The following is a 20,686-nucleotide window of genomic DNA, read 5'->3' on the forward strand; positions in this document are numbered from 1 at the left end:
CCATGTACCGTCGCGGCATCGTCACCGAGCTTGATCCCGAGAAGGTCCGCGCGCGCGTCGAGTTCCAGGACCGTGACGGCGTGAAGTCCTGGTGGCTGGAGGTCAACCAGCCGGCCGCCACCAGCGGCAAGAACCGCGTCTATTCAATGCCGGACATGGGCGCCCAGGTGAATTGCCTGGTCGACGAGAAGGCCGAGGCGGGCACCATCATCGGCTCGATCTATTCCGACCTCGACCCGCCGCCCATCACCGATGGCCGGCACATGCACGCCGCGCTCGAGGGCGGGCTCGTCTTCGACTATGACCGTGGCACCGGCAAGCTCACCTTGAGCGCACCGGGCGGCATCGAGCTGAAGGCGGGCGCCTCCACCATCGAGATCAAGCCGGGCGAGACCATCATCGCCACGCCGTCGCTGAAGGGGCAGAAGACCTGATGCCGGGCATTGCGGTGAAGGCGCTCGACAGCGCCGGCGGCGTGCAGCTCGCCGGCGGGCAGGACATGATGACGGTCGAGGGGCAGCTCGTCGTCGTGCTCGGCGACCCGGTTGCGCCGCACGGCGATCCGCCGCATTCTCCGCTTCCCATCATGGTCGAGGGCTCCGACTGGTTCTCGATCGACGGCGTTCCCGTCTGCCGCGCCGGCCATCATGCCTCCTGCGGCCACGCCAGCACCGGCCGGGATTGGTTCCTCATCGACGAGTAGCGGGCCACGGGAATTGCTCCCGTCATTGTTCCGCGCGCGCGCGTCTAGCGTCGCGCCATGCTGGATCGCTCGACCATTCGCCATGTCCATTGGCAGCTCGCCTACCGCCAGACGGAGCCGTCCGGCGGCGGCATCGTCACGGGCTATGACGACATCGAGCAGGAAATCCTGATCATTGCCACGACGCCGAAAGGGAGCGTGCCATGTAACCCCGAGAAGGGCTGCGACATCCTTCCCTATATCGACCGCCCGCCGGCCGAGGGACTTCCGCTCATCTGTCGCGAGATCTGGATGGGCCTCGCCACGTGGGTCTCGCGGATCGAGGTGCTTCCGGTCGAGGCCGTCGCCGTCGACTTCCACCATTTCAAGACCACCATCCCCTGGCGCGTGAAAGACGACGTCGCGGCCGAGATCCGCCGCACCGAGCTGGGCCTGTGGGTCCGGGAAGGTCTCGTCGGGGGGGAGTTGCTGTGAGCCTCTCCCCGACGCGCGTCTACACGCTCGACCAGTTGATCGCCGCCGGCGAACCGCAGTTCTTTTCGGCCGATCCGCTCTATTACAAGAACCTCGTGGCAAAGCATTTCGAGGGCCTCACAGGGCGCAAGCTCTATGAAGGTCAGGTCGAGATGTACATGATCGAGACCATGGCCTACGCGCTCCAGGTGCGCGGTGCCGAAAAGCAGATGGCGGTCATTCAGCGCCTTCTGCCTTTCGCCAAGGGCCGGTTCCTCGACCTCATCGGCGCCCGGCTCAACACCTATCGTCTCGCCGCCTCGACGGCCGCCCTGACGGTGCGCTTCACCCTCGCGGGGCCGCGCCCCTCTTCCACCGTGGTGGAAGCCGGCACGCGCGTCAGGGCCGAGGGCGGCGCCGGCGTCTTTCTGACGACGGCGGATCTCGTCATCGCTCCCGGTGCCGCCTTTGGCGATGTCGGCGCCATGGCGGCCGTGGCCGGCCTCGCCAGCAACGGCGTGCAGCCCGGCGCCGCCCTGACGATCCTCGACCCGGTGGCGGGCGTGCAGACGGCCGCGGCGCTCACCCTGTCGGACGGCGGTGCCGACGAGGAGAAAGATGATCCCTTCCGCGCTCGCATCGCCGAGGCGTGGGAGCTGATCTCGCGGGGCGGCCCGCGCGAAGGCTACCGCCAGCTCGCCCTCGGCGCGCACCCGGCCATCATCGACGTGGCCGTGATCCGGCCGGAGCCTTGCCTCATCGACCTCTACGTGCTCACCGAAACCCTGCCGCTGCCGGTGGCGGTTTCCGACGCGGTGATGGCGGCGTGCGACCCGATGGAGGGCCGGCCGGAGGGCGACGAGGTGACGGTATATGGCGCCACCGCCGTGCCGTTCGCACCGACGCTGCGCCTCTGGATCGACGGCGATACCGCGACGATCGCCGCCCAGGCGGAGGGTATCGCGCGCGGCGTCTTCGCGGCCTGGCGCCGCATGCTCGGCCCGCGCGTCTCGACGGCCGCCGTGACCTCGCCGATCAAGCAGCTCGCCGGCATCGTCGAGGCCGAGATCGAGGGCTACAGCTATCAGGCCCTCGCGCCCTCCGAATTCGCCGAGCTGACCTCCCTCACCGTCGTGGTGGAGGAGGCGTGATGGCCGAGCGGGTCTCCATCCTCAAGCTCATCCCGCCGCCGCTTGCGGCCGACGAGCGCGTGCGTGCCCTGCTCGGCGCCTTCGAGGCGGCGCTCGACGAGCTGGACGCTCCCGACCTCATGTTGCTCGATCCGGCGGACGTGCGCGAGGAGGCTTTGCCGTATCTCGCCTATGAGCATTCCCTGGGCGAGTTCGTCGGCCCCGGCCTGCCCACGCCGATCATCCGCGACATGATCCTCAACGCCTGGAAGCTGCACGAGCCCAAGGGCTACGGCGTCGGCATCGTCGGCGGCATCGCCATGCTCGGCTACGACGCCGAGCTGTTCCAGTGGTGGCAGGAGAGCCCGAAGGGCATTCGCGGCACCCATCATATCGAGGTGCCGATCAACGAGCCGCTCTGGCCGGGCGCCGAGCTGACCGGCACCGAAGAGGTGCGGGCCATCTGGCGCATGATCCACGCCATGCAGCGCTGGAGCCAGGACCACGGCTTGCGCATCACCTCCGAGGCCGAGGTGTCGCAGCCGGTCGGCGTCGGCGTGCTTTCCGCCACCTCGATCCAGATCGAGCCGTGGACGCCCGAGGCTCCCGAGGTTTCCAGCACCGTGACCGCCGGCGTCGGCCTCCTGGCCGGCTGGCGGATCAGCATCGAGCCGCTGCTCGGCTGGGAGCTCGTGCAGCTCGCCTTTGACGACGCCCTGGTCGAATTCGACGGCGCGCCCGTCTGCATCACCCTTCCGACGCAAGGACTAGCCGCATGAGCCAGCTTTACTATGGCCTCGTCACCAACAAGGGTCTCGCCAAGCTCGCGGCGGCCGCCGCCGGCGGCCCGGCTCTGTCGCTGACGTCCATGGCGTTCGGCGATGGCGGCGGCGCGGAAACCGCTCCCAGCAACGCCGCCACCGCCCTGGTGAATGAGCGCTATCGCACGCTGCTCGCCGAGAAGTACCCGCACCCGACCAATCCCGCGATCTTGTATGTCGAGGGAATCATTCCCTCCGGCGTCGGCGGCTGGACGCTGCGCGAGGCCGGCATCTACGACGCCGCCGGCGACCTCATCGTCATCGCCAAGCTGCCGGCGATGAACGTCGCCCTGCTCGCGGACGGCGCCAGCACTGAAGGCTTGGTGCGCCTGCCTATCGTGTTCGAAACCGCCTCGTCGGTGCAGATGCTGGTCGATCCGACCGTGCTGCTCGCCTCGCAGTCGTGGGTTCTTGAGCGGGTGCTCACGCGGCCCTTCATCACGGTGGACAGCGCCACCACGACGGCGCCGCCGGCGTCGCCCGCCGCTCACATGCTCTATCTGGTGCCGACCGGCGCCACCGGCGCCTGGGCGGGCAAGCAGCATCAGCTCGCCTATTACCTCGGTGGCTGGCGCTTCTACGCCGCGCCAATCGGCAAGCGCGTCGCCGCGAGCGACACCGGCAAGGTGTTCCGCCGCATTGCCACCGGCTGGGAGGCGCTGTGGGTCGAGCAGGAGGCCTCCCTCGTCATCTCCAAGTCCGGCATCGTCGAGGCGGCGGGCTCCGGCAATCGCCTGGCGCGCGCCGTGCGCTCCCAGCGGCTCAACAATCTCGGCGCGCCGACCGGCACCGCCAATGCGCTGATCGTCACGTTTGATCCGGCGCCCAACAACGTCGCCGAGCTGGCGCGCATGCCCATCCGCATCATGCCGGCCTTCACCAACACCGCGGCCGTCAATGTGACGATCCCCGGCATTGGCGTGTTTCCGCTGCTGACCCGCACCGGACGCCCGCTCCGCTACGGCGATCTGCGCGCCGGCGTGCCCACGGTCATCGAGCATGACGGCGATGTCAGCATGCGGCTGACGGCGCCGGCCAATAGCGAGATCGGCGGCCCGATGCGCCGCCTGCGCTACGCCACCAGCGCCACCTTCACCGCCGGCCCCGGCGAGTTTCTCCTGCACATCTATGGCCATGGTGCGGCGGGCGGTGGTGGCCGGTGCGTCGGTCTCTCCGGCGCCGGCGCCGGAGGTGGGTCCGGCGCCTATTGCGACATCTGGCTGCCGATCGAGCCGGACCTCGTCATCCCCCTCGCGCTCGGCGCCGGCGGTACGCGCGGCATCATTTCCAGCCCGGACGGCGGCGATGGCGGCTCCTGCCTCATCGACGGCATCGTCAGCATCACCGGCGGCAAGGGCGGCACGGCCGGCGTCGTCGGTGGAGGCGGCGTCGGGGGTGAAGGCGGCATCGCCACGATCCTCAACGACTTGGAGGGCTTCGTCGCTGACGGCAAGACCGGCGGCACCGCCATCATCATCACCGACACCAACATGGTCGGCGGCTTCGGCGCGCCGGCGCCCTTCGGTGGAGGCAAGGGCGGCGGCCCGAACCAGGGCACCGGCGGCGACGATGGCGGCGATCCCGGCGGAGGAGGCGGCGGCGGTGCCAATTCCGCCGGCTCCAATGGCGGCCGGGGCGGCAATCCCTTCTTTCGGTTCGAAACCTTTCCGGGGTGACACCAATGCGCACTGTGCAGCTCGTCTTCGATAATGTCGTCGTCAACACCCTTCTAGTTCCCGATGGCTCCCTCGTTCGCCTCGACCAGGTCACCTTTCCCGATGGCTCCGCTCTGACGGCCGTCGGCGACTACTGGGAGGTGGAGGGTGCCGGCATCGGCTGGATCGTCGCCGGCAACACGCTTGTGCCGCCGGCGCTGCCGCCGGTGGAGCTGGCGGCGCTGAAAGCCACGCTGAAAGCACAGGTGGACAGCGCGGCGGAAGCCGAGCGGCTCAGATACATCACGGCCGGCACCGGCCAGGCGATGACCTATAGCGCGAAGGCCGACGAAGCGCGCCGACTTGCGGGCGACGCTGCGCCGGACGCCGCCAACTATCCGCTGCTCGCGGCCGAGATCGGCATCACCGCTTCGGACCTCGCCGGCGTCGCGGCGGTCGTGCTCGCCAATTATCAGGCGTGGCTGGGCATCGGCGCGGCCATCGAAATGGCCCGGCTGGGCGCCAAGCGGGCGATCGACGAGGCCGGGAACGCCGACGATGCCCGTGCCGCGGCCGACTTCGCTTGGCCGGCGCCGGGTTCGGAGGGCTGATCATGGCGAAGCGCACCTATTCGCTCGGCCCCTCCGATCCGGGCGTCGTGCACCAGCAGCTCCTGCCGGTGGTCGCGTGGCCGGCCGGCGACAAGGTCAGCCTCGTGCGCAAGGCGTCGGGCGGCTATGAGCAGCGCTGGCGCTATCTCGTCTTCGAGACGGCGGGCACCGTGCTTATCGAGGACGAGGCCGGCAAGATCCTGCCCTACACCCGTGAGGCTGGCGCCGTGCTGCCCTTCAGCGGCCGGGCGATCGTCAAATCCTACGCGCATGGCATCGCCGGCCAGCCGACCGACACGACGCCGGCCCTCGTGCTGTACGGGCATGCGTGATGGCGACGCCGCCCATCAACCTCAACGCCGATCCGCTCGACGCAACCGTGCGGCGTCGCTTGCAGATGATCCTCGGCCCGATCGAGGTGGTGACGGTGCTCGGCCCGATCGCCTATGACCGGACGAACCATCTGTGCCGGATGCTGCGCCTGGCTCCCGGCCTCGGCGAGGTCGCCATCACCATTCCCGCCGCCACGCCGATCGGCGACGCCTTCTCGATCTCCTCGCCGTCGACGTCCTGGCCGCGTCTCGTCTTCACCGACAGCGTGATCGAGCACCCCTCCGGGCATGCGGCGGGGCTTCCCGCCGGCGCCCTTCATTTCTTCGTCGCCGCCGCCGGCGTCGGCGTCCTCTCGGGGTTCACCCAGCTATGATCGGCATTGCCATCAACCCCTTCATTTCCGTTGCCGCCACCGGCCTGACGCCGCCGCGCGGGCAGGACATGCCGCCGGCCGGCTATGCCTTCCTTGCCGGGAAGGCGGCGGACGGCTCCCGCGTCGTGCTGCGCATCAGGCGGTCGGACGGCTCCCTTGTGTCTCTCGCTGGAAAGGTCTCGTGATGGCCGGTGAAATCGAACTCGCGCCGCAGCGTGCTGTTACCCACCTTATCGGGCACGATGCCGGCGGCTATTTCGGGCGCACGTCGCTCGCCTCCGCCATCAACATGGCAGGCTTCCTCCCTGCGAATGTCGGGGATTTCCCGTTGCGCGCGGGCGAGCATTACGGCCAGGTCGCCACCAACTGCCGGGTGCCGACGAACCAGGCGACGGATGGCGTTTCGGTCTTCTCCCACAACCGGCACACGCTGCGCGCGGAAGTGTCCGAAATCGCCGTCGTCATCCCGAACTGGTTCATCTTTCGCACCGTCGACAAGGCCGAGCATGCCATCCAGTCGGCCTATTCGGTTGGCGTCTCGATCCAGTATCCCGTGGGCTCGCTCACCAAGTTTCGCTTCGACGGGGCGTTCGAGGGTGGCATGCCGTCCGGCGGGCAGATCTGCTCCGACTTCATCAGCGTCTCGGATCTCACGCATGGCGCAATGACCACGCTGCCGGCGGGCACCGAATTCGAGACGCGCATCGTGCTCTACGGGGGAGTCGGCTACATCAACAACCTGTTCCGCCAGAACGCCTTCGCCTCGCTGCCGGAGGGTTCGACGGTCTCGGGGGGCACCGGCACGCCGGCCAACCGCGTTGTTGATCTGACCTATCGTTTCCCCGGCAACCCGTCCGATCCGCCGCCGCGCGCGGCCGGCGTCTGGCCGATGGCGATCATCGCCCGCACGACGCACGGCTCCGTGATCGGCTTCACCGACTCCATCGGCGAGGGCACGGGCGACAGCTACACCGAAGATGACGTGGCGGATCTTGGCTTCGGCGTGCTCGGCCGTTCGCTTGCCCCGCATCGTGCCTACATCATGGCTTCCTGCGCCGGGGCGTCGATCGGCGATTACTCCGCCTCCTACGATCGAAAATTCTCGCTGCTTCGGTATGTGAAGAACGCCATCTTCCAGCTCGGCATCAACGGCATGGCCGGCTTGACCGTCGAGCAAAACAAGGCGGCAATGCTGAAGCTGTGGAGCTTGGCGGTGCCGTACAAGGTCAATCCCGGCACGCGGTTCTTCCAGACGACGATCACGCCGTCATGCTCCAGCTCCAACGGGTTTATCGACCTGGGCGGCCAAACGGTCGCCACCGGCTTCGAAGGCGGCGTGCGACAGGCCGTCAACGACTGGATCCGTGACGGCGCCCCCTTGATTGGCGGCGCGCCGGCGGAAACCGGATTGGTCGGGGCTCTCCGGGCCGGAGGCGAAGGGCATCCGCTGCACGGGTATTTCGAGTGCGCGGATGTCTGGGAAAGCGGCCGGAACAGCGGCCTGTGGATCTACGATCCCGTCGCCAACAGGTGGACGCTGGACGGCCTGCATCCCACGCGTGCCGCCAATATCCGCATGGAAGAATCGGGCGCTATCGATATCTCGATGCTGGCCTGACGGTGGCGAGGTCCGGCTTTCGCCGGCGCGGGCGCATGTTGGGGAACCTGACCCGCGAGCAGCACCGACACATGACCGCTACCCCGCCGGCAGGCGGGGTGCACCATGTGAGCTTAAGAACGAGTGAACGACGTACGATGCCGTTGCAGCGCGCTACTTTTTCGAACCGCTGCGATCCGCGATACCATCGAGATCAAGTGCCGCCGTTGCGGCACACTCAATTCCCTGAGGCCGGCCGAGCCCATTCCCGAGCGCCGCGAGCGTCTTTCACCAGGAGACGACGCTTGTGGCTCTATCTTCCCTCGAAACCGCTGACCCTCGCCGACCAATCCGAGGCCTTGCGCTGTGCGCAGGAGCTGGAGGCCTGGAGCTCGGCCTCCACATCGCGGAACCCGCTTATCAGACTGTCTGCTACGTCGAGCGCGACGCCTTCGCCGCAAGCCTTCTCGTGGCGAGGATGGCGGACGCGGCGCTATGTGATGCGCCTGTGTGGGACGATCTTTCCACCTTCGACGGCCGCCCTTGGCGTGGCGTCGTGGATCTCGTCTCTGCGGGATATCCCTGCCAGCCCTTCTCGTTTGCCGGCCGAAGGCAAGGCGAGCGAGATCCACGGCACCTCTGGCCCCATGTCGCCCGGATCGTCCGCGAATGCGGGCCTCGCTGGGTGTTCCTCGAAAACGTACCTGGGCACGTCAACCTCGGTTTCGACGTCGTCGCCAGAGAGCTTCAGAGCATGGGCTACCGCGTCGAGGCGGGCCTGTTCTCGGCGGCTGAGGCGGGCGCTCCGCATTGGCGAGAACGGCTCTTCGTGCTGGCCCACGCCGACCACGACCGTCTATGCCAATCGAGCGGAGGTGAGGATCGACGCCAGCGGCTGGATGTTCGTGCCGGCACTGGATCAGTCCGGCAGTCAGGTGTCGTTGGGAACAGCCGCCAAGAGCTGGTCGCTGGTCTACCGAGTGGCGAAGGCGACCGGCTGGAAGCCCGGGCCGGCGATGAACTTCCGCTTTTCGCTCCCGCTCCACTTGAGTTTGAAGCCTGGGACGCGGTGCTCGAAAGGCGACCTGAGCTGGAACCCTGCCTTTGGCGAGTGGGTGATGGGGTGGCCCATCGGGTGGAGCGATCCTTCGTCATCGGTAACGGGGTTTGCCCAATGGCTGCGGCAATCGCGTTCCGAACTCTCGCGGCTGCTCATGAGAGATTGGCATGAGGCCGGACAGGAGTAGGGATTGTTCTCGTTTCGTTCTCATGGAATCAATGGCGGCCTCAACCGAGGGAGCCGACCATGCCGAGCGAGCAGCAGCCCGCCGAACGGGAACCGATTGTCATTTCAGAAACAGACGTCGAGGAGGCTATCGCTACCTGCGGCGGGGATGCGCGCGCAACCGTCATGGCGCTGCTGATAGGCCAGCAGTTCCTGGAAGCGGAGCTGGAGAAGGCCCGCCAGGAAGCCTCATGGGGCTATGTGAGAGGGCGCCCGTCGCGGAGGCTGAAAGATGCGGCGCAAGGGTGAGTTCTCGGAGGCGCAATTGCACCGCGACTACCGCTTCCAGGTCGCCTTTCCGGAGGAGCATGCACGGGACTTGCTGCGCGGCGGCCAGTTCTATCCGTCGTGCGCACCAATGACTGCGTCGACCATACTGGAGGGGAAGCGACACGTCATTGTCGCCTTCTCCGATGAGGCCGATTTGCTGGCCTTCATGGGGCACGCTGGCGGCGTGCGCGTCGAGCCGAAGCTATCGTGGCTCGCCAAGCGCATCGGCCAGACGAAAGGGGCTCGCAATGAGCCTTAAAATGCGATCGGAACCACTGACATATGATCCGTCGCGCTAAGCAACGAGGGGGCCATTTGACACTTCGCAATTGGCCATTTGATTTTGCGCGCTGCACCTGCAGCAATTGAGTCGCAGCGGCCAGATTTGGGAGCATAGGGACGTGAGATTCATATTTATTGACGAAGCGGGAACTTCAGCACCTGAACCAGTTACGGTCGTTGCCGGCGTCATTGCCGATGCTGACAAACATATTATGTCGGCCGATGAAAGAATAAGAGAGATATTGCAAAGTGTTCCTAGCAGTATAAGAAATGACTTTGTTTTTCATGCCATGGATATATTCAACGGATCGAAATATAAAGACGTAGATTGGGTGCCATCTGATCGATTGAGGCTACTTCATAGAATGATGTCTGTGCCGAGAATGTTTAGTATGGCAATTTGTGTAAGCACAATGTGGAGGGGTGCCACACCTTTTGAAGATGCAAAACTTTCTCAAGAACAGGCGGAGCTTATTATAGCCTATAAACACTGCATTGCGGTATCAGACAGAAATATCAGAAATCACGCTGGGCCTAGGGAAATTGCATATGTAGTAGCAGAAGACAATATTAATATGAGAAAGTATATAAGAAATATGCCGGCCTATATAAAAGACAATCCGTTATATATAGGAAAGGACATGATGAGAAGAACAGAAAAAGACGATAAAAAGGGATATATAGATCAGGATGGCGATCTTTCCGTAAGTAGAATTAGAAACCCTGTCCATTTTGTTGAGAAAAAAGCCGACCTTCTTGTACAAGTTGCCGATGCAGTTGCTTTTGGATTTAGGCGATATCTTTCCGAAGAGCCGATGGGAGTGGATTTCGTTAGGAGCATTCTCGGCAGTGAAGAACCCGCGCGTGTCTTTGCCGCCCCTGGCGGCACTGAATGCTATTGGTTCCATGAGACCATGCCCATAAGCGGCGGAGACAGAGTGTAACGACTTCGCTTTGGTCAGATTGCCGCCCTGGAAGCACTGACGTGCGATCCTTCGCGACTGGCACGTTGTACCTGAGCCCGCCACTAAAGGCAGCAGCGCGCTATAGGCCGCCTTGCAGCGCTGGGCCGTCAACCCGGATATGAACTCCAGCCGCTACGGGTCGACCGAGGCAATTGCACAGGCCTTACATCAACGCCTTAGCTGATCTTCAGTCCCATTTAGGAGCGAGGGCGTCTGCCTCGGTAATCCAACCAAACATACCCCACATTTCGTAAATGCCCTCCATCAATTCACTCGCCTTTATATCGAGAAAATCGACTCCATTTTCACTGATTGATGGATATATTCTCTTAAGTTTAAAATGCCTTGGAACTATATCATTTCTATTCACATGCTCTTTAATTTCGTATATCGCCAATACTACAAGATGACCAATGACAAATAACATGTGCAAACCATTCCCGCTGGCCTTGGACCACTTTCGCCCCCAACATACATTATTTGTCCGACCTATATAAATGTGAAAATTTTCAGGAATTTTTCTGTTTTCCCTAAATGCCTGTCTATATTCCTGAGGTATTCTTACTATTCTTGAATTATCAAATTCATTATCCATTACAACCATCGTTATCCATTGTGATATGGCAGCAAGATTTATTTTATCAAAATCATTCCAATTTCCATTGAATAAATTTCGCAATACTGGCTTGTTAGAGCTATGCACATTACCCAAGTCATTATTGCACTCTAGGCACATTATTGGAAGTTTATGAGATATGGGATTTCCCTGTCGGCGATCCAATACCCCGCGCTTTGTTTTTAGTACGCCGTCGTCAGAAATAAACGATACGGCATGCTCAGTTTTAGCAGTTTTATATTCTTCGGGTATCTCATCTTTGATCCATTGTCCGAATAGATGCTCCGAAGTTGTTTGATCAAATTTTCCACAGAACGCACACACCCTTTTGGCCATCATTCCCCCCTCATCGGCACGCCGCGTCGAGTATTGTCTTGGATACAGTGCACAGCCAACGCAAACCGTTCAAGGTAGCTGAATGCCTGCCATGAGCCAGTGTCTAAGTCCTTACCTGCCCACCGGCCCAGAGGCGTAGTTTGTCGCAGCCGGCAAAAGCAAAGGGCGGCGGCGATCACGGCAAAAGGTAGCGGTGCGCTATGGTGAACCCACTGCCAAAGGCAGCGGCGCGCTATGCTTGCCCCGCTGCAAAAGGTGTCGGCGATCACTGCAAAAGGCGCCGGCGCGCTATACCACCCGCAGCGCCACCCCGGCACCGGATGGCGAGAAGGCCAGCGCGTCGCGCCAGGCAGCGCCGTCGAAGCCGACGCTGCGTCCCTCGGCCACCACATGCGCCCGCCAGCCGGCGCGAGGGGACAGGAACCGCCAGCCGGCGCCGTCATGCAGCGCCACCATGCCGGCCCGTCCGATCCAGTCGCCGCCGGCGCCGGCGGCGACGATGTGACGGTCGCCGGGGGACGGTTCCGAGGGCGGGGCGGTGCGCGTGCGGTCGATCACCGCCAGTTGCACCGCGGCATCCAGCAGCAGCAGGGCCTCATTGTGTGTCACGTGCTTCTGCGCCTGCGCCGCCGCAAGCAGCGGCAGCGCCAGCGACGGTGTCGTCTCGCTCATGATTGTCTCGTGCTGTTGCGGCGATCAGGCCGAGGAACTCAGATGGCAAGCCGTGTCAGGAGCGGTGTTCCCGCGCCGACGCTGGCGGAAAGCTGCGCGATGCGCAGGTCGAGGAAACTCCGGGCGGCGCCGAAATCGGCGATCTCCTCCGCCGCCGGATAAAGGAAGGCCGGGAGCGAAACCGCCACGCTCCGCACCACATTGGTGCCGTCCAGTATCTCGACCCGATAGGCTTCGGAGGCCTCGCCGAGCGGCACCTCCACGACATCCCAGTTGTCGCCCTGCTGGCGGGTGCGGCGGATCCAGCCGATCTCGACCCCCGCCGCCGTCCGCCGCGCCCGCGCATGCACCGGGGCAAGCGGCGTCAGCGCCCGACCAGAGACGGTGGCCTCCAGTTGCGCGACGACGGGGTCGCCATGGTCGCGGTCGGCCCGCCCGGCCCGCAGCGTCAGCGCCCGGCCGACCAGCTCGCTCCCCTCGGCCACCCCGGCGAGGTTGCGGTCGAGCCGCACGAACAGCGTGCCGGCCGGCCATGCCACCGTCGCCCGCGCCTCGGTGCCGCCCTGCCCGCGCAGGAGCCCGCCGAGCGACCACAGCCGCGTGCCGACCAGTTGGGCTTCGCTGAACTGGATCACCTCGACGGTGCCGTCGGGCGCCACCAGCGCCGCCAGATTGGCACCGTTCAGCACTGCCTCCTCGCTTGCCGCCGCCAGCAGCCCGCCATGCAGCTCGACCTTCAGCGGCGAACCGCGCTGCCACAGCCAGGGCACGCCCGGCGCCAGCGCTTCGGTCAGCCGCCCCATCACCGCCGGTGCCGGGACCGTCGCCACCCGCTCGAAGCTCGCGCCGTCGATGCCGCGCCATACCGCCAGCGCTCCCGGCCAGGGCGAGACGAAGCCGGCGAGCCAGGCGAGCGTCGTCGGCGTCGCCGTGCTGGCGGAAGGCAGCGCCGGCAGGGCGAGCACCGCCAGCTCCGGCGGCCCGGCTGCCGCCGGCAGCGCCGCGCTTGTCTCGCGCGGTTCGCGCACCGCCAGCGCGAACACGCCGGGATCGATGCTGCGGCCGGTCACCTCCCGCGCTTCGGTGTCGTCGATCTGCACGATCTCGACCAGCCGCCGCCGGCCGTCACGTGTCACGCCCACCACGTCGCCGGGTTCCAGCGCCAGCGTCGAGGGCGGCAGGGCGAAACGCACGCTCTCGCGTCCCGCCCACACGTCCTGAAGCCACATTTCGGCGAGGCCGGAGACCAGCCCGTCATGCGTCGCCATGGCGACGTCGAGGCTGGTTTCCACCCGCGCCGCGCCGGCGAGCCGGCGCGAGGCGGCGGTGGAACGGCGGTAATCCGCCATCACATCGACAAAGCCGATGGTCACTGAAAGCGGCAGTTCTGCTTCCGAGCCGCGGGTGAAACGTGGGGCCGGCCGCCCTTCGTCGGCGAGGAAATCCTCGTCGGTCAGCTCCGCCTTCACCCGCCCGCCGCGCGGGCGCAGCGCCATGCCGTCGCCCTTCTCGGTCAGGTCGAAGCCGAACACCCGGGCGAGCGGCTCCAGCGCCGCGCGCGCGCTCATCGGCCGGTCGACGACATAGCCGTCGACCACCCCGGTGAGTTGCGAGGCGTCGAGCCCCGCGACCCCGGCATCGGCGGCGATCGCCGCGCAGGTTTCCGCCAGGGGGGCGGCGCCCAGCCGTCCGGACAGCCAGTGGCCGGTCCTCCAGTTGGCCCCGTCCGCCCACACATCGCTGGAGAGCGGAAAAGCGGGGAACGGGCGCGCATCCCAGGTCCAGGCATAGAAGCCGCCCGCCTCGATCATCCGCCCGCCCGGCAGGCCGGGCGCGACCGGATTGACCGCATCGGCGGCGAAGGCGTCGAACGAGGCTTCGAGATGCCGGCGCTGGATCAGGTCGTCGCGCCGGCCGCTGGAGAATGGCGGCAAGCCGTTCTCCACCGATTTGGGATCTGGAAACACGCTCGGCCGGTTCGCGCCCTTGTCGACCGCCGCGCAGCCGATCTCGGTAAGCCGCACCGGCTTGGAACCCGGCACATAGCCGGTCGGGCTCGGCAGCCGCGCCCCGCCGACGCGCTCGTGATGGGCATTGGCCCACCAGGCGGCGATGTCCTTCTGGCGGAACACCCAGGGCTCGCCATAGGCGCCGTCGGTGATCGGCAGCCGGGTCTGGCTGGCCCGCCCCGCCTCGTCGGCATAGTACCAGTCAAAGCCCTCGCCGCCGGCGACATTGGCGGCGAGATAGGCGGTCTCGTAGCCGCTCTCATATTCCGCGGCGTCGAGATGGGCGCTGCCGTCGCGCCAGTCGGCGAGCGGCGCGTACCAGTCGATGCCGATGAAGTCGATCGCCGGCGCGGCCCACAGCGGATCGAGCGGAAACCGCAGCTCCGCCCCGCCCTCCAGCGCATGCGAGCCGTATTCCGTCCAGTCGGCGGCATAGGAGACCAGCGTGCCCGCCCCGACCACCGCCTTCACCTCGCCGGCCAGCGCCGCATAGGCGTTCGCCGCCGGATAGAGGCCGGTGCCGGAGCGCACCCGCGTCAGCGCCGCCATCTCCGAGCCGATCAGGATCGCCTCCACGCCGCCGGCCAGCACGCTCAGCTTGGCATAGTGCAGCGCCATGCGGTTGAGCCCCCATTCGGCCGGGCCGGAATAGGAGACCTCGCCGCCGGCGATGGCGAAATGCGCCGCTGCCGCGCTGCCGAACAGGGCGGACACCTGCGCAGCGGCCGTGGGCGTGGCGTCCGGCGAGCCGGGCCGCCCCGGCGCCGGATCGCAGGTGATGCGCCCCCGCCAGGGATAGCCGGGCTGGTCGGCATTGCCGGTCCACGGGTCGGGCCGGCCGTTCCCGGCCGGCAGGTCCATCATGATGAACGGATAGAGCGTCACCTTCAGCCCGCGCGCCTTCAGCGCCTGGATCGCACGCACGACGCTGCGGTCGGAAGGGGTCCCGCCATAGGCCGGGCGTCCGTCATGGCTGCTGACCAGATGCGCATCGGCCCGCACGCGGCCGGCTACCCGCCACGCTTCGGTGAGGTTGCCGGCCTTCACGGTCTTGTCCCGCCGCTCGACGCCGGGATGCACCTCGCAGTGGCCCGCCCTCAGATCGGTGCCGAACCACGACACCACCAGCGCCACCCGCTCGAGATTGGGACAGCAGGCGAGCAGCCGGTCGAGCGACGCCGCGAAATCGCTGTCGGCGACGGTGACATGGCGGTTCTCCGCCGCATAGGCTCCCGGACCTCGCGCCTGCACCAGCTCGGTGGTGTCGTAGCCGAATTCGGTGGCGGCGGGGATCATCGTCACCGCCCGGATGCGCGGCTCGAGCGCCCCGACCGCCCGCTCCACCTCGACCGAGAGCTGCGGCAGACGGTTGCCGAAATCGGCCAGCGGCAGCCGCTCGAAGACGAGATAGGCCAGCCCGCGATAGGCCGGCGCCCCCTCGCCGTGCAGTGCCGCGATCAGCGGATCGGGCATCTGCTCCTCGCCGCCCAGATAGGTGCGGACGTTCAGCCCCTGCAGATCCAGTTCGCGGCCGTCGGCCCAGACGCGGCCGATCCAGCTCACCGGCCCCTCGCTCAGCCCGACGGCGAAGCTGGCATAGTAGGAGTAGGTCGTGGTGGTGGTGCTGCCGCCGCCGAGCGAGGATCCCTTGCCGCCCGCCGAGGTGGTTTCGGTCGAGACCACCTCCTCGACATCCGCCGCCCAGATCAGCTGCGCCGAAAGCCGCGCCCGACCATAGAGCCGCGGCATCGGCGCCCCGTCGACCGAGGTCATGACGTCGAGATCGGCGAGGCGCGGACCCTCGACGGTGCGGCCGGGCGTGAGCAGCGCCCGGTCGATCACCGCGCCGCCGAGCGCCCCGATGGCCCGGCCGGCAATGGCGCCGAGCGGCCCGAACAGCGAGCCGCCCAGCGCCGCACCGGCACCTCCGAGAATGAGTGTCGCCATAAGAGGATTCCACTGAATCAAAGGTGTGGCACGGCGCCGATGGACCCGGCGGTGGCACCCGCCCGGATCGCGCGACGTAAAATGCAGCCGTCATCCCGGCCGCGGCGAAGCGGTTTGGCTGACTGCGCGATCCCGATCCGGGATCGGCCGGCGGCCGTCCGGAACAACGGCTGCCAGCCTCTTCCTGTCCTCTCCTCGTCGGGGAGAGATGGCCCGCGAAGCGGATCGGCAAGGGGTTCTGGCGCCCCTCACTCCGCTCCCGGAAAGGCGAAGCCATAGGCGAGCCGGCGCCGCCACCAGGGCGCGAAGGCAACCTCCGCCACCGCGGCGCCGTCATGGGCGTGCACCATGCGGTCCGGTGCCACCAGGATCGCCGCATGCTTGGCCGGCAGATGCGCCCGCCAGCGGAACAGCAGCACGTCGCCCGGCCGCACCGCCTCGACCGCCACCGGCACGAGATGGCGGAAGCCGGCGCCGGCCAGTTGCTCGGCCTGGCTGGCCTCCGCCCAGTCCGGCGCATAGGCCGGCAGCGCCTCGGGCTCGGCGCCGATCGCCGCCCGCCACACCCCGCGCACCAGGCCGAGGCAGTCCGCTCCCGCGCCCTTGCACGAGGCGCGGTGCAGATAGGGCGTGCCGATCCATGCGCGGGCCTCCTCGATCACCCGCGCCCGCAATTCCATGCCGCTCATGTCAGCTCGCCCCCGGCCGCGCGATTCGCACCACCGCGTCATTGCCGGGCATATGCGGCATGCCGCGGAAGTTCGTCGCGTTGGAGAAACGGTCGCGGCAGGTCGAGAGCCGCTTGTCGCAGCCGGCGGTGACGGTGAAGGCGTCGCCCACCGCCAGCGGCTCCGGCGGCCGCTGCCACAGCTCCAGCCGCACCGTGGCGCCGGCCCGTCCATGCGCCTTCACTTCGGTGGCGAAGCCCTGATTGGCACCATGGGTGAAGGCGAGCCGTCCCTGGGTGAACCGGTCCGCCGCGAAGCCGTCGAGCCCATCCGCGCGGAACAGCCCCGCAGCTTCCACCGCGGCCACGACGCCCTCTCCGCGCAAACCCGGCGCCGCGAGATCGACCCGGCAGCGCGCATCGCCGAGATCGGCATCGCAGCTCCGCGTGAAAAGTCGCCCGCGTACCTGCCCCAGCGCATCGGACAGCGCCCGCAATTCGGCGACGAACACGCCGTTCTCGCGCCGCACCTCGCCGAGATGCCCCCGCCGCAGCCGGATGAAGCTGGCCGGGTTCGACCAGTCGACCAGCAGCAGGTCCACCGCCGCGCCGTCATAGAGCCCGGCCGCGAGATCCCGCTCGTCGAGCTGGTCGGCGGCCAGCGCACCCGTGAGTTCGCCGCCGGCGGCGGCGAACCCCAGCGCCGCCGGGTTCTCGCTGCCGCCGACGCCGGCCGCGGCAAGGAACAGCGTGCCATCCACCGTCAGGTCGCCATCATGTTCGGTCAGCCCCAGCACCGCACCGTCGCGGCGGGTCAGCCGCCAGCAGCGCGCCAGCGTCGTCGCGCCGGTGGCCAGAGCGGCGGAAAATTCCGTCGGCAGCGTTCTCATGGCCGTATCTCCAGGATCGGGATGCGCGGGATCTGCCCGGCCTCGAAGGCGGTGAGGTTCACCTCGAGAAAATCGGTGTCGAAGCGCACCGGCACGTCGAACTGAAACCCCGCCGTCACCGCCGCACCCGCGCCCGGCACATGGCCGGCGAAGAAGCTGATGGTGCCGAGCGTGGCATCGAGCGCGTAGTGCGTCCCCTCGATCCGCTCGGCTCCATCGACCGCCACCCGCACCGTGCCGCCGACCGGCTTGGCGATCGGCCGGGCATAGGGCGCATGGACGCCGCCATAGGTCTTGACGAGCCGGAACTGCGCCTGCGCGCCGGTACCGGTGCCGAGCGCCTGGTCGAGCGGGCCGGGCACGGCGCCGGGCGCGGCGGAGGAATGGTCGAGCCGGTCGCGCCAACGGAAACCATAGAGCCGTCCGCGCCGCTCCTCGAAGAAGGCGACGACGCTGGCGAGCTGGATCAGCGAGGTGACGCCATAGCCGGCGTCCCAGCGCCGCCGGGAATGGGCGAGGCGGGTATTGCGCTCCTCGCGGCCGGTCAGGGTGGTGACGATCTCGGTCGCCCGCTCCGGCCCGCCCGCCGCGCCGAGCGCGATGTCGAGCGGGAACAGCACCTCGTGGAAGGCGGCCATGATCGAGCCTTTCGTTGCGAATGCGGGAGAGAGCGAAGGGCGTCAGGCGCTGCGTTCGCCGCGCGCCACGGCGCGGCTCACCAGCCCGGCGAGATAGGCCTCGGAGCGCCGGAACGAGCCGACATCGGGCGTCGAGACGTTGACGGTAACGTTCACCGCCCGCCTGCCGCCACCGGCCGCAACCCCCAGCCGGCCGTCCGCCCCGCGCGCCAGCGGCAGGATCGCCTCCGCCCCGGCCTCGCCCATCAGCCCGATGCGGCCGCCGGCGAGCGGGAAATAGGTCGGGCTGGCCACCACGCCGCCGGAGGCGAACGGCACCACCCGGCCGCCCTCGAAGGCGCCGCCCCGAAACACACCGCCTTTCGCGAAGCCGAGCGCACCGCCGAATAGCCCCTGCACCAGGCTGGCGAAGCCCTGCTCCACCGGCCGCAGGGCCATGTCGAGCGCCAGCGAGGACAGCCGCAGCCCGAGCGCGCGGATCACGTCGTCGGCCTCCCTGCCCTTCACCGCCGCGCCGGTGAGCGCATCGCCCACCGCCCGGCCAAAGCCGCGCGCCAGCCGCTCGGCGTCGGAGAGTTCACGCCGGAAGGCGGTGGTATCGGCGGAAATCTCGACGGTGAGGCTTTCCGCCGCGAAGGTGTCGTTCTTGGTCATGTCGGCTCCGTCGGGTGGTCGGCAAATCGGTGCGGCAACGTCGGGTGCCCGAAACGTCGGGTTCAATCGGGAAACCGCGCCATCAGCCCGGCGAGGCCGGCGCGATCGAGCGGCCGGCGTGCGGGACCGGCGACAGCGCGCATGGCGGCGGCGAGCTCGCGCGGGGTCAGCGCCCAGAAGTCGCGCGCGGCAAGCCGCAGCCGGCCGAAGCCGAAGGCCATGGCTTCGGCCCAGGGAAAGGCCGCGACGGGACGCGGGCCGTCGGCCGCGTTCAGTCCCGCCGCGGCACCCGAGGGTCCGGCGGCAGATCCGTCGCCGGCCGCCCGTCTTCCGGCACGCCGCCGAAAGTGGCGGCGATCAGCTCGCCGACGATACGGGCGAAGCCGGTAGCCCCGCCGGGCGTGGTCATGCCCGCCACCTCCTCGATGCCGACCGCCTCGCCGGCGCCGTTGAGCCCGGCGGCGATGATGCGCACGGCATCGCGGGCGGAAAGCCGTCCAGCGCCGAAGCGCTCGGTCAGCGCCACGAGGTCGGCGGCGCCGAAGGCCTCCTCCAGCTCGGCCAGCGCGCCGAGGGTCAGCACCAGCCGGCGCCGGCGCCCGTCAAGCTCGGCGGCGATCTCGCCGCGATGCCGGTTGATCGCGAAAACGCTCATCCCCTCGCTCCTCACAGCGCGACGAAGACGAGTTCGCCGGCGCTCTCCAGCGCGATGTCGAAGGTCACCTCGCGGTCGTGCTCGGCGGCGATCTCCAGCGAGGAGATCTGGAACGGCCCGGTGACGGTGCCGAAATCCGGCACCAGCAGCTGGGCGTTCTGCACCGCGCCGTCGAAGAAGCTCTGGCGGATCAGCGCGTCGGAGGCGGCGTCCTTGAACACGCCGGAACCGGAGACGGACGCCCGCTTTACCCCCGCCCCGGCGAGCAGCTCGCGCCAGCGCCCGGCGCTCTCGGCGTGGGTGACGTCGACCGTCTCGGTGTTGAAGGCGATCTGCCGCGAGCGCAGCCCGGCGACCGTCACATAGGTCGAGCCGTCATGGATCTTCAAAAGCAGGTCCTTGCCCTTCTGCGCGGCCATGGCCGTCTCCTGTTCTGGTGGTGAGGGACCGTTAACCGCCCTGCGGTAACCTTGAGTCAGTATCGGCGGCTGGCGACGGGCGCGGGCGGCGTCTTCATCTTCTGAATCAACGTCAGGAAATGCCGCCAGGCGATCTCGTCTTCCGATTCAGGATGAAGACATCTTCCCGAGTCTCTTCCGCCCCTTGGCCGGGCTTCCTAAAGTCGGATGAGTATCTTCAACCGGATTCCGTCACCGCGCGAAAACGGACGATGGCGCGATAGGTGCGCCCGCCCGATTCACGCCGGATCTCGGCGCCGGTGTGGCGCAGATTGATCAGCCGCCCCTCGGCGAGCGGCAGGGCCGCGTCGTGCAGCGCCTCCTGCACCAGCGCGGCGATGCGGTGCGCCTCGCCATGCCCGCCCTGGCGCGACCAGACATGCAGCGTCAGCCGATGCTCCTCGCCGCGTTCGGTGGCGGTGGACCAGTCGAGCACCTGCGCCTCGCCCAGCGTCACATAGGGGAAGTCCGGCGAGGCCGGCGGCACGTCGTGGATGCGCGCCCCGCCCAGTGCGGCGGTCAGCGGCGCGTCGGCGACGAGCGCCTGGTAGAGCGCGGCCCGCAAGGCCGTCGCCGCGCTCATCGTCCCGCCTCAGGCGGGGCCGCGGCTTCGCGACGGGCCACCTGCCGGCGCAAGGCGGCGATCAGCCGGGCAAGCCCGCCCGG

At 67.5% G+C, this 20,686-nt stretch carries 27 protein-coding genes and 1 pseudogene; 17 read left to right on the forward strand and 11 right to left on the reverse strand.

Annotated elements, in window-relative coordinates; all coding sequences use genetic code 11:
- The first annotated feature begins 2 nt into the window (after nucleotides 1-2).
- The 17 genes and pseudogenes from J2X65_RS10125 to J2X65_RS10200 all read left to right on the forward strand — a co-directional run bounded on the left by J2X65_RS10125 (nucleotide 3) and on the right by J2X65_RS10200 (nucleotide 10,457).
- Nucleotides 3-434 carry a phage baseplate assembly protein V gene (locus J2X65_RS10125; RefSeq protein ID WP_310200789.1) on the forward strand — a complete coding sequence of 144 codons (432 nt, stop codon included), beginning with the start codon at nucleotides 3-5 and terminating at the stop codon, nucleotides 432-434.
- On the forward strand, nucleotides 434-703 hold the full coding sequence (locus tag J2X65_RS10130) for a PAAR domain-containing protein (RefSeq protein ID WP_310200790.1): 270 nt from the start codon (nucleotides 434-436) through the stop codon (nucleotides 701-703). Before J2X65_RS10125 ends, J2X65_RS10130 begins: the two co-directional genes overlap by 1 nt.
- A gap of 57 nt (nucleotides 704-760) precedes the next feature.
- Nucleotides 761-1,177, forward strand: a complete 417-nt coding sequence (locus tag J2X65_RS10135) for a phage baseplate protein (protein WP_310200791.1) — start codon at nucleotides 761-763, stop codon at nucleotides 1,175-1,177.
- Nucleotides 1,174-2,307 (forward strand): baseplate J/gp47 family protein, encoded by a 1,134-nt coding sequence (locus tag J2X65_RS10140; protein ID WP_310200792.1) that lies wholly within the window; start codon nucleotides 1,174-1,176, stop codon nucleotides 2,305-2,307. The genes J2X65_RS10135 and J2X65_RS10140 overlap by 4 nt, the downstream gene beginning before the upstream one ends.
- Entirely contained in the window at nucleotides 2,307-3,065 is a 759-nt protein-coding gene (locus J2X65_RS10145; RefSeq protein WP_310200793.1) for a phage tail protein I, read from the forward strand. The genes J2X65_RS10140 and J2X65_RS10145 overlap by 1 nt, the downstream gene beginning before the upstream one ends.
- Nucleotides 3,062-4,783, forward strand: coding sequence for a phage tail protein (locus J2X65_RS10150; RefSeq protein WP_310200794.1), 1,722 nt, complete (start codon nucleotides 3,062-3,064; stop codon nucleotides 4,781-4,783). The genes J2X65_RS10145 and J2X65_RS10150 overlap by 4 nt, the downstream gene beginning before the upstream one ends.
- A 5-nt stretch (nucleotides 4,784-4,788) precedes the next feature.
- Nucleotides 4,789-5,373, forward strand: coding sequence for a hypothetical protein (locus tag J2X65_RS10155; protein WP_310200795.1), 585 nt, complete (start codon nucleotides 4,789-4,791; stop codon nucleotides 5,371-5,373).
- 2 nt (nucleotides 5,374-5,375) lie between these two features.
- Entirely contained in the window at nucleotides 5,376-5,705 is a 330-nt protein-coding gene (locus J2X65_RS10160; RefSeq protein WP_310200796.1) for a hypothetical protein, read from the forward strand.
- Nucleotides 5,705-6,079 carry a hypothetical protein gene (locus J2X65_RS10165; protein WP_310200797.1) on the forward strand — a complete coding sequence of 125 codons (375 nt, stop codon included), beginning with the start codon at nucleotides 5,705-5,707 and terminating at the stop codon, nucleotides 6,077-6,079. The genes J2X65_RS10160 and J2X65_RS10165 overlap by 1 nt, the downstream gene beginning before the upstream one ends.
- The gene (locus J2X65_RS10170) at nucleotides 6,076-6,264 is read left to right on the forward strand and encodes a hypothetical protein (RefSeq protein WP_310200798.1); all 189 of its coding nucleotides are present in this window, start codon (nucleotides 6,076-6,078) and stop codon (nucleotides 6,262-6,264) included. The genes J2X65_RS10165 and J2X65_RS10170 overlap by 4 nt, the downstream gene beginning before the upstream one ends.
- Complete coding sequence (locus J2X65_RS10175; RefSeq protein WP_310200799.1) at nucleotides 6,264-7,697, forward strand: hypothetical protein; 1,434 nt, start codon at nucleotides 6,264-6,266, stop codon at nucleotides 7,695-7,697. Before J2X65_RS10170 ends, J2X65_RS10175 begins: the two co-directional genes overlap by 1 nt.
- 123 nt (nucleotides 7,698-7,820) lie before the next feature.
- Nucleotides 7,821-8,012 carry a Com family DNA-binding transcriptional regulator gene (locus tag J2X65_RS26975; RefSeq protein ID WP_404977689.1) on the forward strand — a complete coding sequence of 64 codons (192 nt, stop codon included), beginning with the start codon at nucleotides 7,821-7,823 and terminating at the stop codon, nucleotides 8,010-8,012.
- Nucleotides 7,984-8,463 (forward strand): annotated as a pseudogene (locus J2X65_RS10180) (DNA cytosine methyltransferase); the annotation flags it as partial. The gene J2X65_RS26975 and the pseudogene J2X65_RS10180, both read left to right, overlap by 29 nt.
- Before the next feature lie 88 nt (nucleotides 8,464-8,551).
- Nucleotides 8,552-8,923, forward strand: a complete 372-nt coding sequence (locus tag J2X65_RS10185; protein WP_310201065.1) for a hypothetical protein — start codon at nucleotides 8,552-8,554, stop codon at nucleotides 8,921-8,923.
- Between the two features lie 59 nt (nucleotides 8,924-8,982).
- The gene (locus tag J2X65_RS10190) at nucleotides 8,983-9,210 is read left to right on the forward strand and encodes a hypothetical protein (protein WP_310200800.1); all 228 of its coding nucleotides are present in this window, start codon (nucleotides 8,983-8,985) and stop codon (nucleotides 9,208-9,210) included.
- Nucleotides 9,194-9,490 (forward strand): hypothetical protein, encoded by a 297-nt coding sequence (locus tag J2X65_RS10195; protein ID WP_310200801.1) that lies wholly within the window; start codon nucleotides 9,194-9,196, stop codon nucleotides 9,488-9,490. The genes J2X65_RS10190 and J2X65_RS10195 overlap by 17 nt, the downstream gene beginning before the upstream one ends.
- Before the next feature lie 142 nt (nucleotides 9,491-9,632).
- Nucleotides 9,633-10,457 carry a DUF3800 domain-containing protein gene (locus J2X65_RS10200; protein WP_310200802.1) on the forward strand — a complete coding sequence of 275 codons (825 nt, stop codon included), beginning with the start codon at nucleotides 9,633-9,635 and terminating at the stop codon, nucleotides 10,455-10,457.
- A gap of 208 nt (nucleotides 10,458-10,665) precedes the next feature.
- Here J2X65_RS10200 and J2X65_RS10205 read toward each other — a convergent pair whose 3' ends face one another.
- The 11 genes from J2X65_RS10205 to J2X65_RS10255 form a co-directional block, all read right to left on the reverse strand.
- Entirely contained in the window at nucleotides 10,666-11,433 is a 768-nt protein-coding gene (locus J2X65_RS10205; protein ID WP_310200803.1) for a hypothetical protein, read from the reverse strand.
- 285 nt (nucleotides 11,434-11,718) lie between these two features.
- A complete protein-coding gene (locus J2X65_RS10210) occupies nucleotides 11,719-12,102 on the reverse strand; it encodes a DUF2793 domain-containing protein (RefSeq protein WP_310200804.1) in 384 nt (127 codons plus the stop codon).
- A 38-nt stretch (nucleotides 12,103-12,140) separates the two neighbouring features.
- The gene (locus tag J2X65_RS10215) at nucleotides 12,141-16,058 is read right to left on the reverse strand and encodes a glycoside hydrolase/phage tail family protein (RefSeq protein WP_310200805.1); all 3,918 of its coding nucleotides are present in this window, start codon (nucleotides 16,056-16,058) and stop codon (nucleotides 12,141-12,143) included.
- A 248-nt stretch (nucleotides 16,059-16,306) separates the two neighbouring features.
- Nucleotides 16,307-16,747, reverse strand: a complete 441-nt coding sequence (locus tag J2X65_RS10220) for an NlpC/P60 family protein (RefSeq protein ID WP_310200806.1) — start codon at nucleotides 16,745-16,747, stop codon at nucleotides 16,307-16,309.
- Nucleotide 16,748: 1 nt separating this feature from the next.
- A complete protein-coding gene (locus tag J2X65_RS10225; protein ID WP_310200807.1) occupies nucleotides 16,749-17,615 on the reverse strand; it encodes a DUF2163 domain-containing protein in 867 nt (288 codons plus the stop codon).
- The gene (locus J2X65_RS10230; RefSeq protein ID WP_310200808.1) at nucleotides 17,612-18,253 is read right to left on the reverse strand and encodes a DUF2460 domain-containing protein; all 642 of its coding nucleotides are present in this window, start codon (nucleotides 18,251-18,253) and stop codon (nucleotides 17,612-17,614) included. Before J2X65_RS10230 ends, J2X65_RS10225 begins: the two co-directional genes overlap by 4 nt.
- 42 nt (nucleotides 18,254-18,295) lie before the next feature.
- A complete protein-coding gene (locus J2X65_RS10235) occupies nucleotides 18,296-18,907 on the reverse strand; it encodes a phage tail tape measure protein (protein ID WP_310200809.1) in 612 nt (203 codons plus the stop codon).
- Nucleotides 18,908-18,969: 62 nt separating this feature from the next.
- On the reverse strand, nucleotides 18,970-19,128 hold the full coding sequence (locus J2X65_RS10240; protein WP_310200810.1) for a phage tail assembly chaperone: 159 nt from the start codon (nucleotides 19,126-19,128) through the stop codon (nucleotides 18,970-18,972).
- A 50-nt stretch (nucleotides 19,129-19,178) separates the two neighbouring features.
- Complete coding sequence (locus tag J2X65_RS10245; protein WP_310200811.1) at nucleotides 19,179-19,562, reverse strand: gene transfer agent family protein; 384 nt, start codon at nucleotides 19,560-19,562, stop codon at nucleotides 19,179-19,181.
- Nucleotides 19,563-19,573: 11 nt separating this feature from the next.
- Nucleotides 19,574-19,981, reverse strand: a complete 408-nt coding sequence (locus J2X65_RS10250) for a phage major tail protein, TP901-1 family (protein ID WP_310200812.1) — start codon at nucleotides 19,979-19,981, stop codon at nucleotides 19,574-19,576.
- A gap of 217 nt (nucleotides 19,982-20,198) precedes the next feature.
- Nucleotides 20,199-20,603, reverse strand: coding sequence for a DUF3168 domain-containing protein (locus tag J2X65_RS10255; protein ID WP_310200813.1), 405 nt, complete (start codon nucleotides 20,601-20,603; stop codon nucleotides 20,199-20,201).
- Nucleotides 20,604-20,686: the final 83 nt, after the last annotated feature.

It is taken from the genome of Ancylobacter sp. 3268, from assembly GCF_031456575.1.
Classification (GTDB): domain Bacteria; phylum Pseudomonadota; class Alphaproteobacteria; order Rhizobiales; family Xanthobacteraceae; genus Ancylobacter.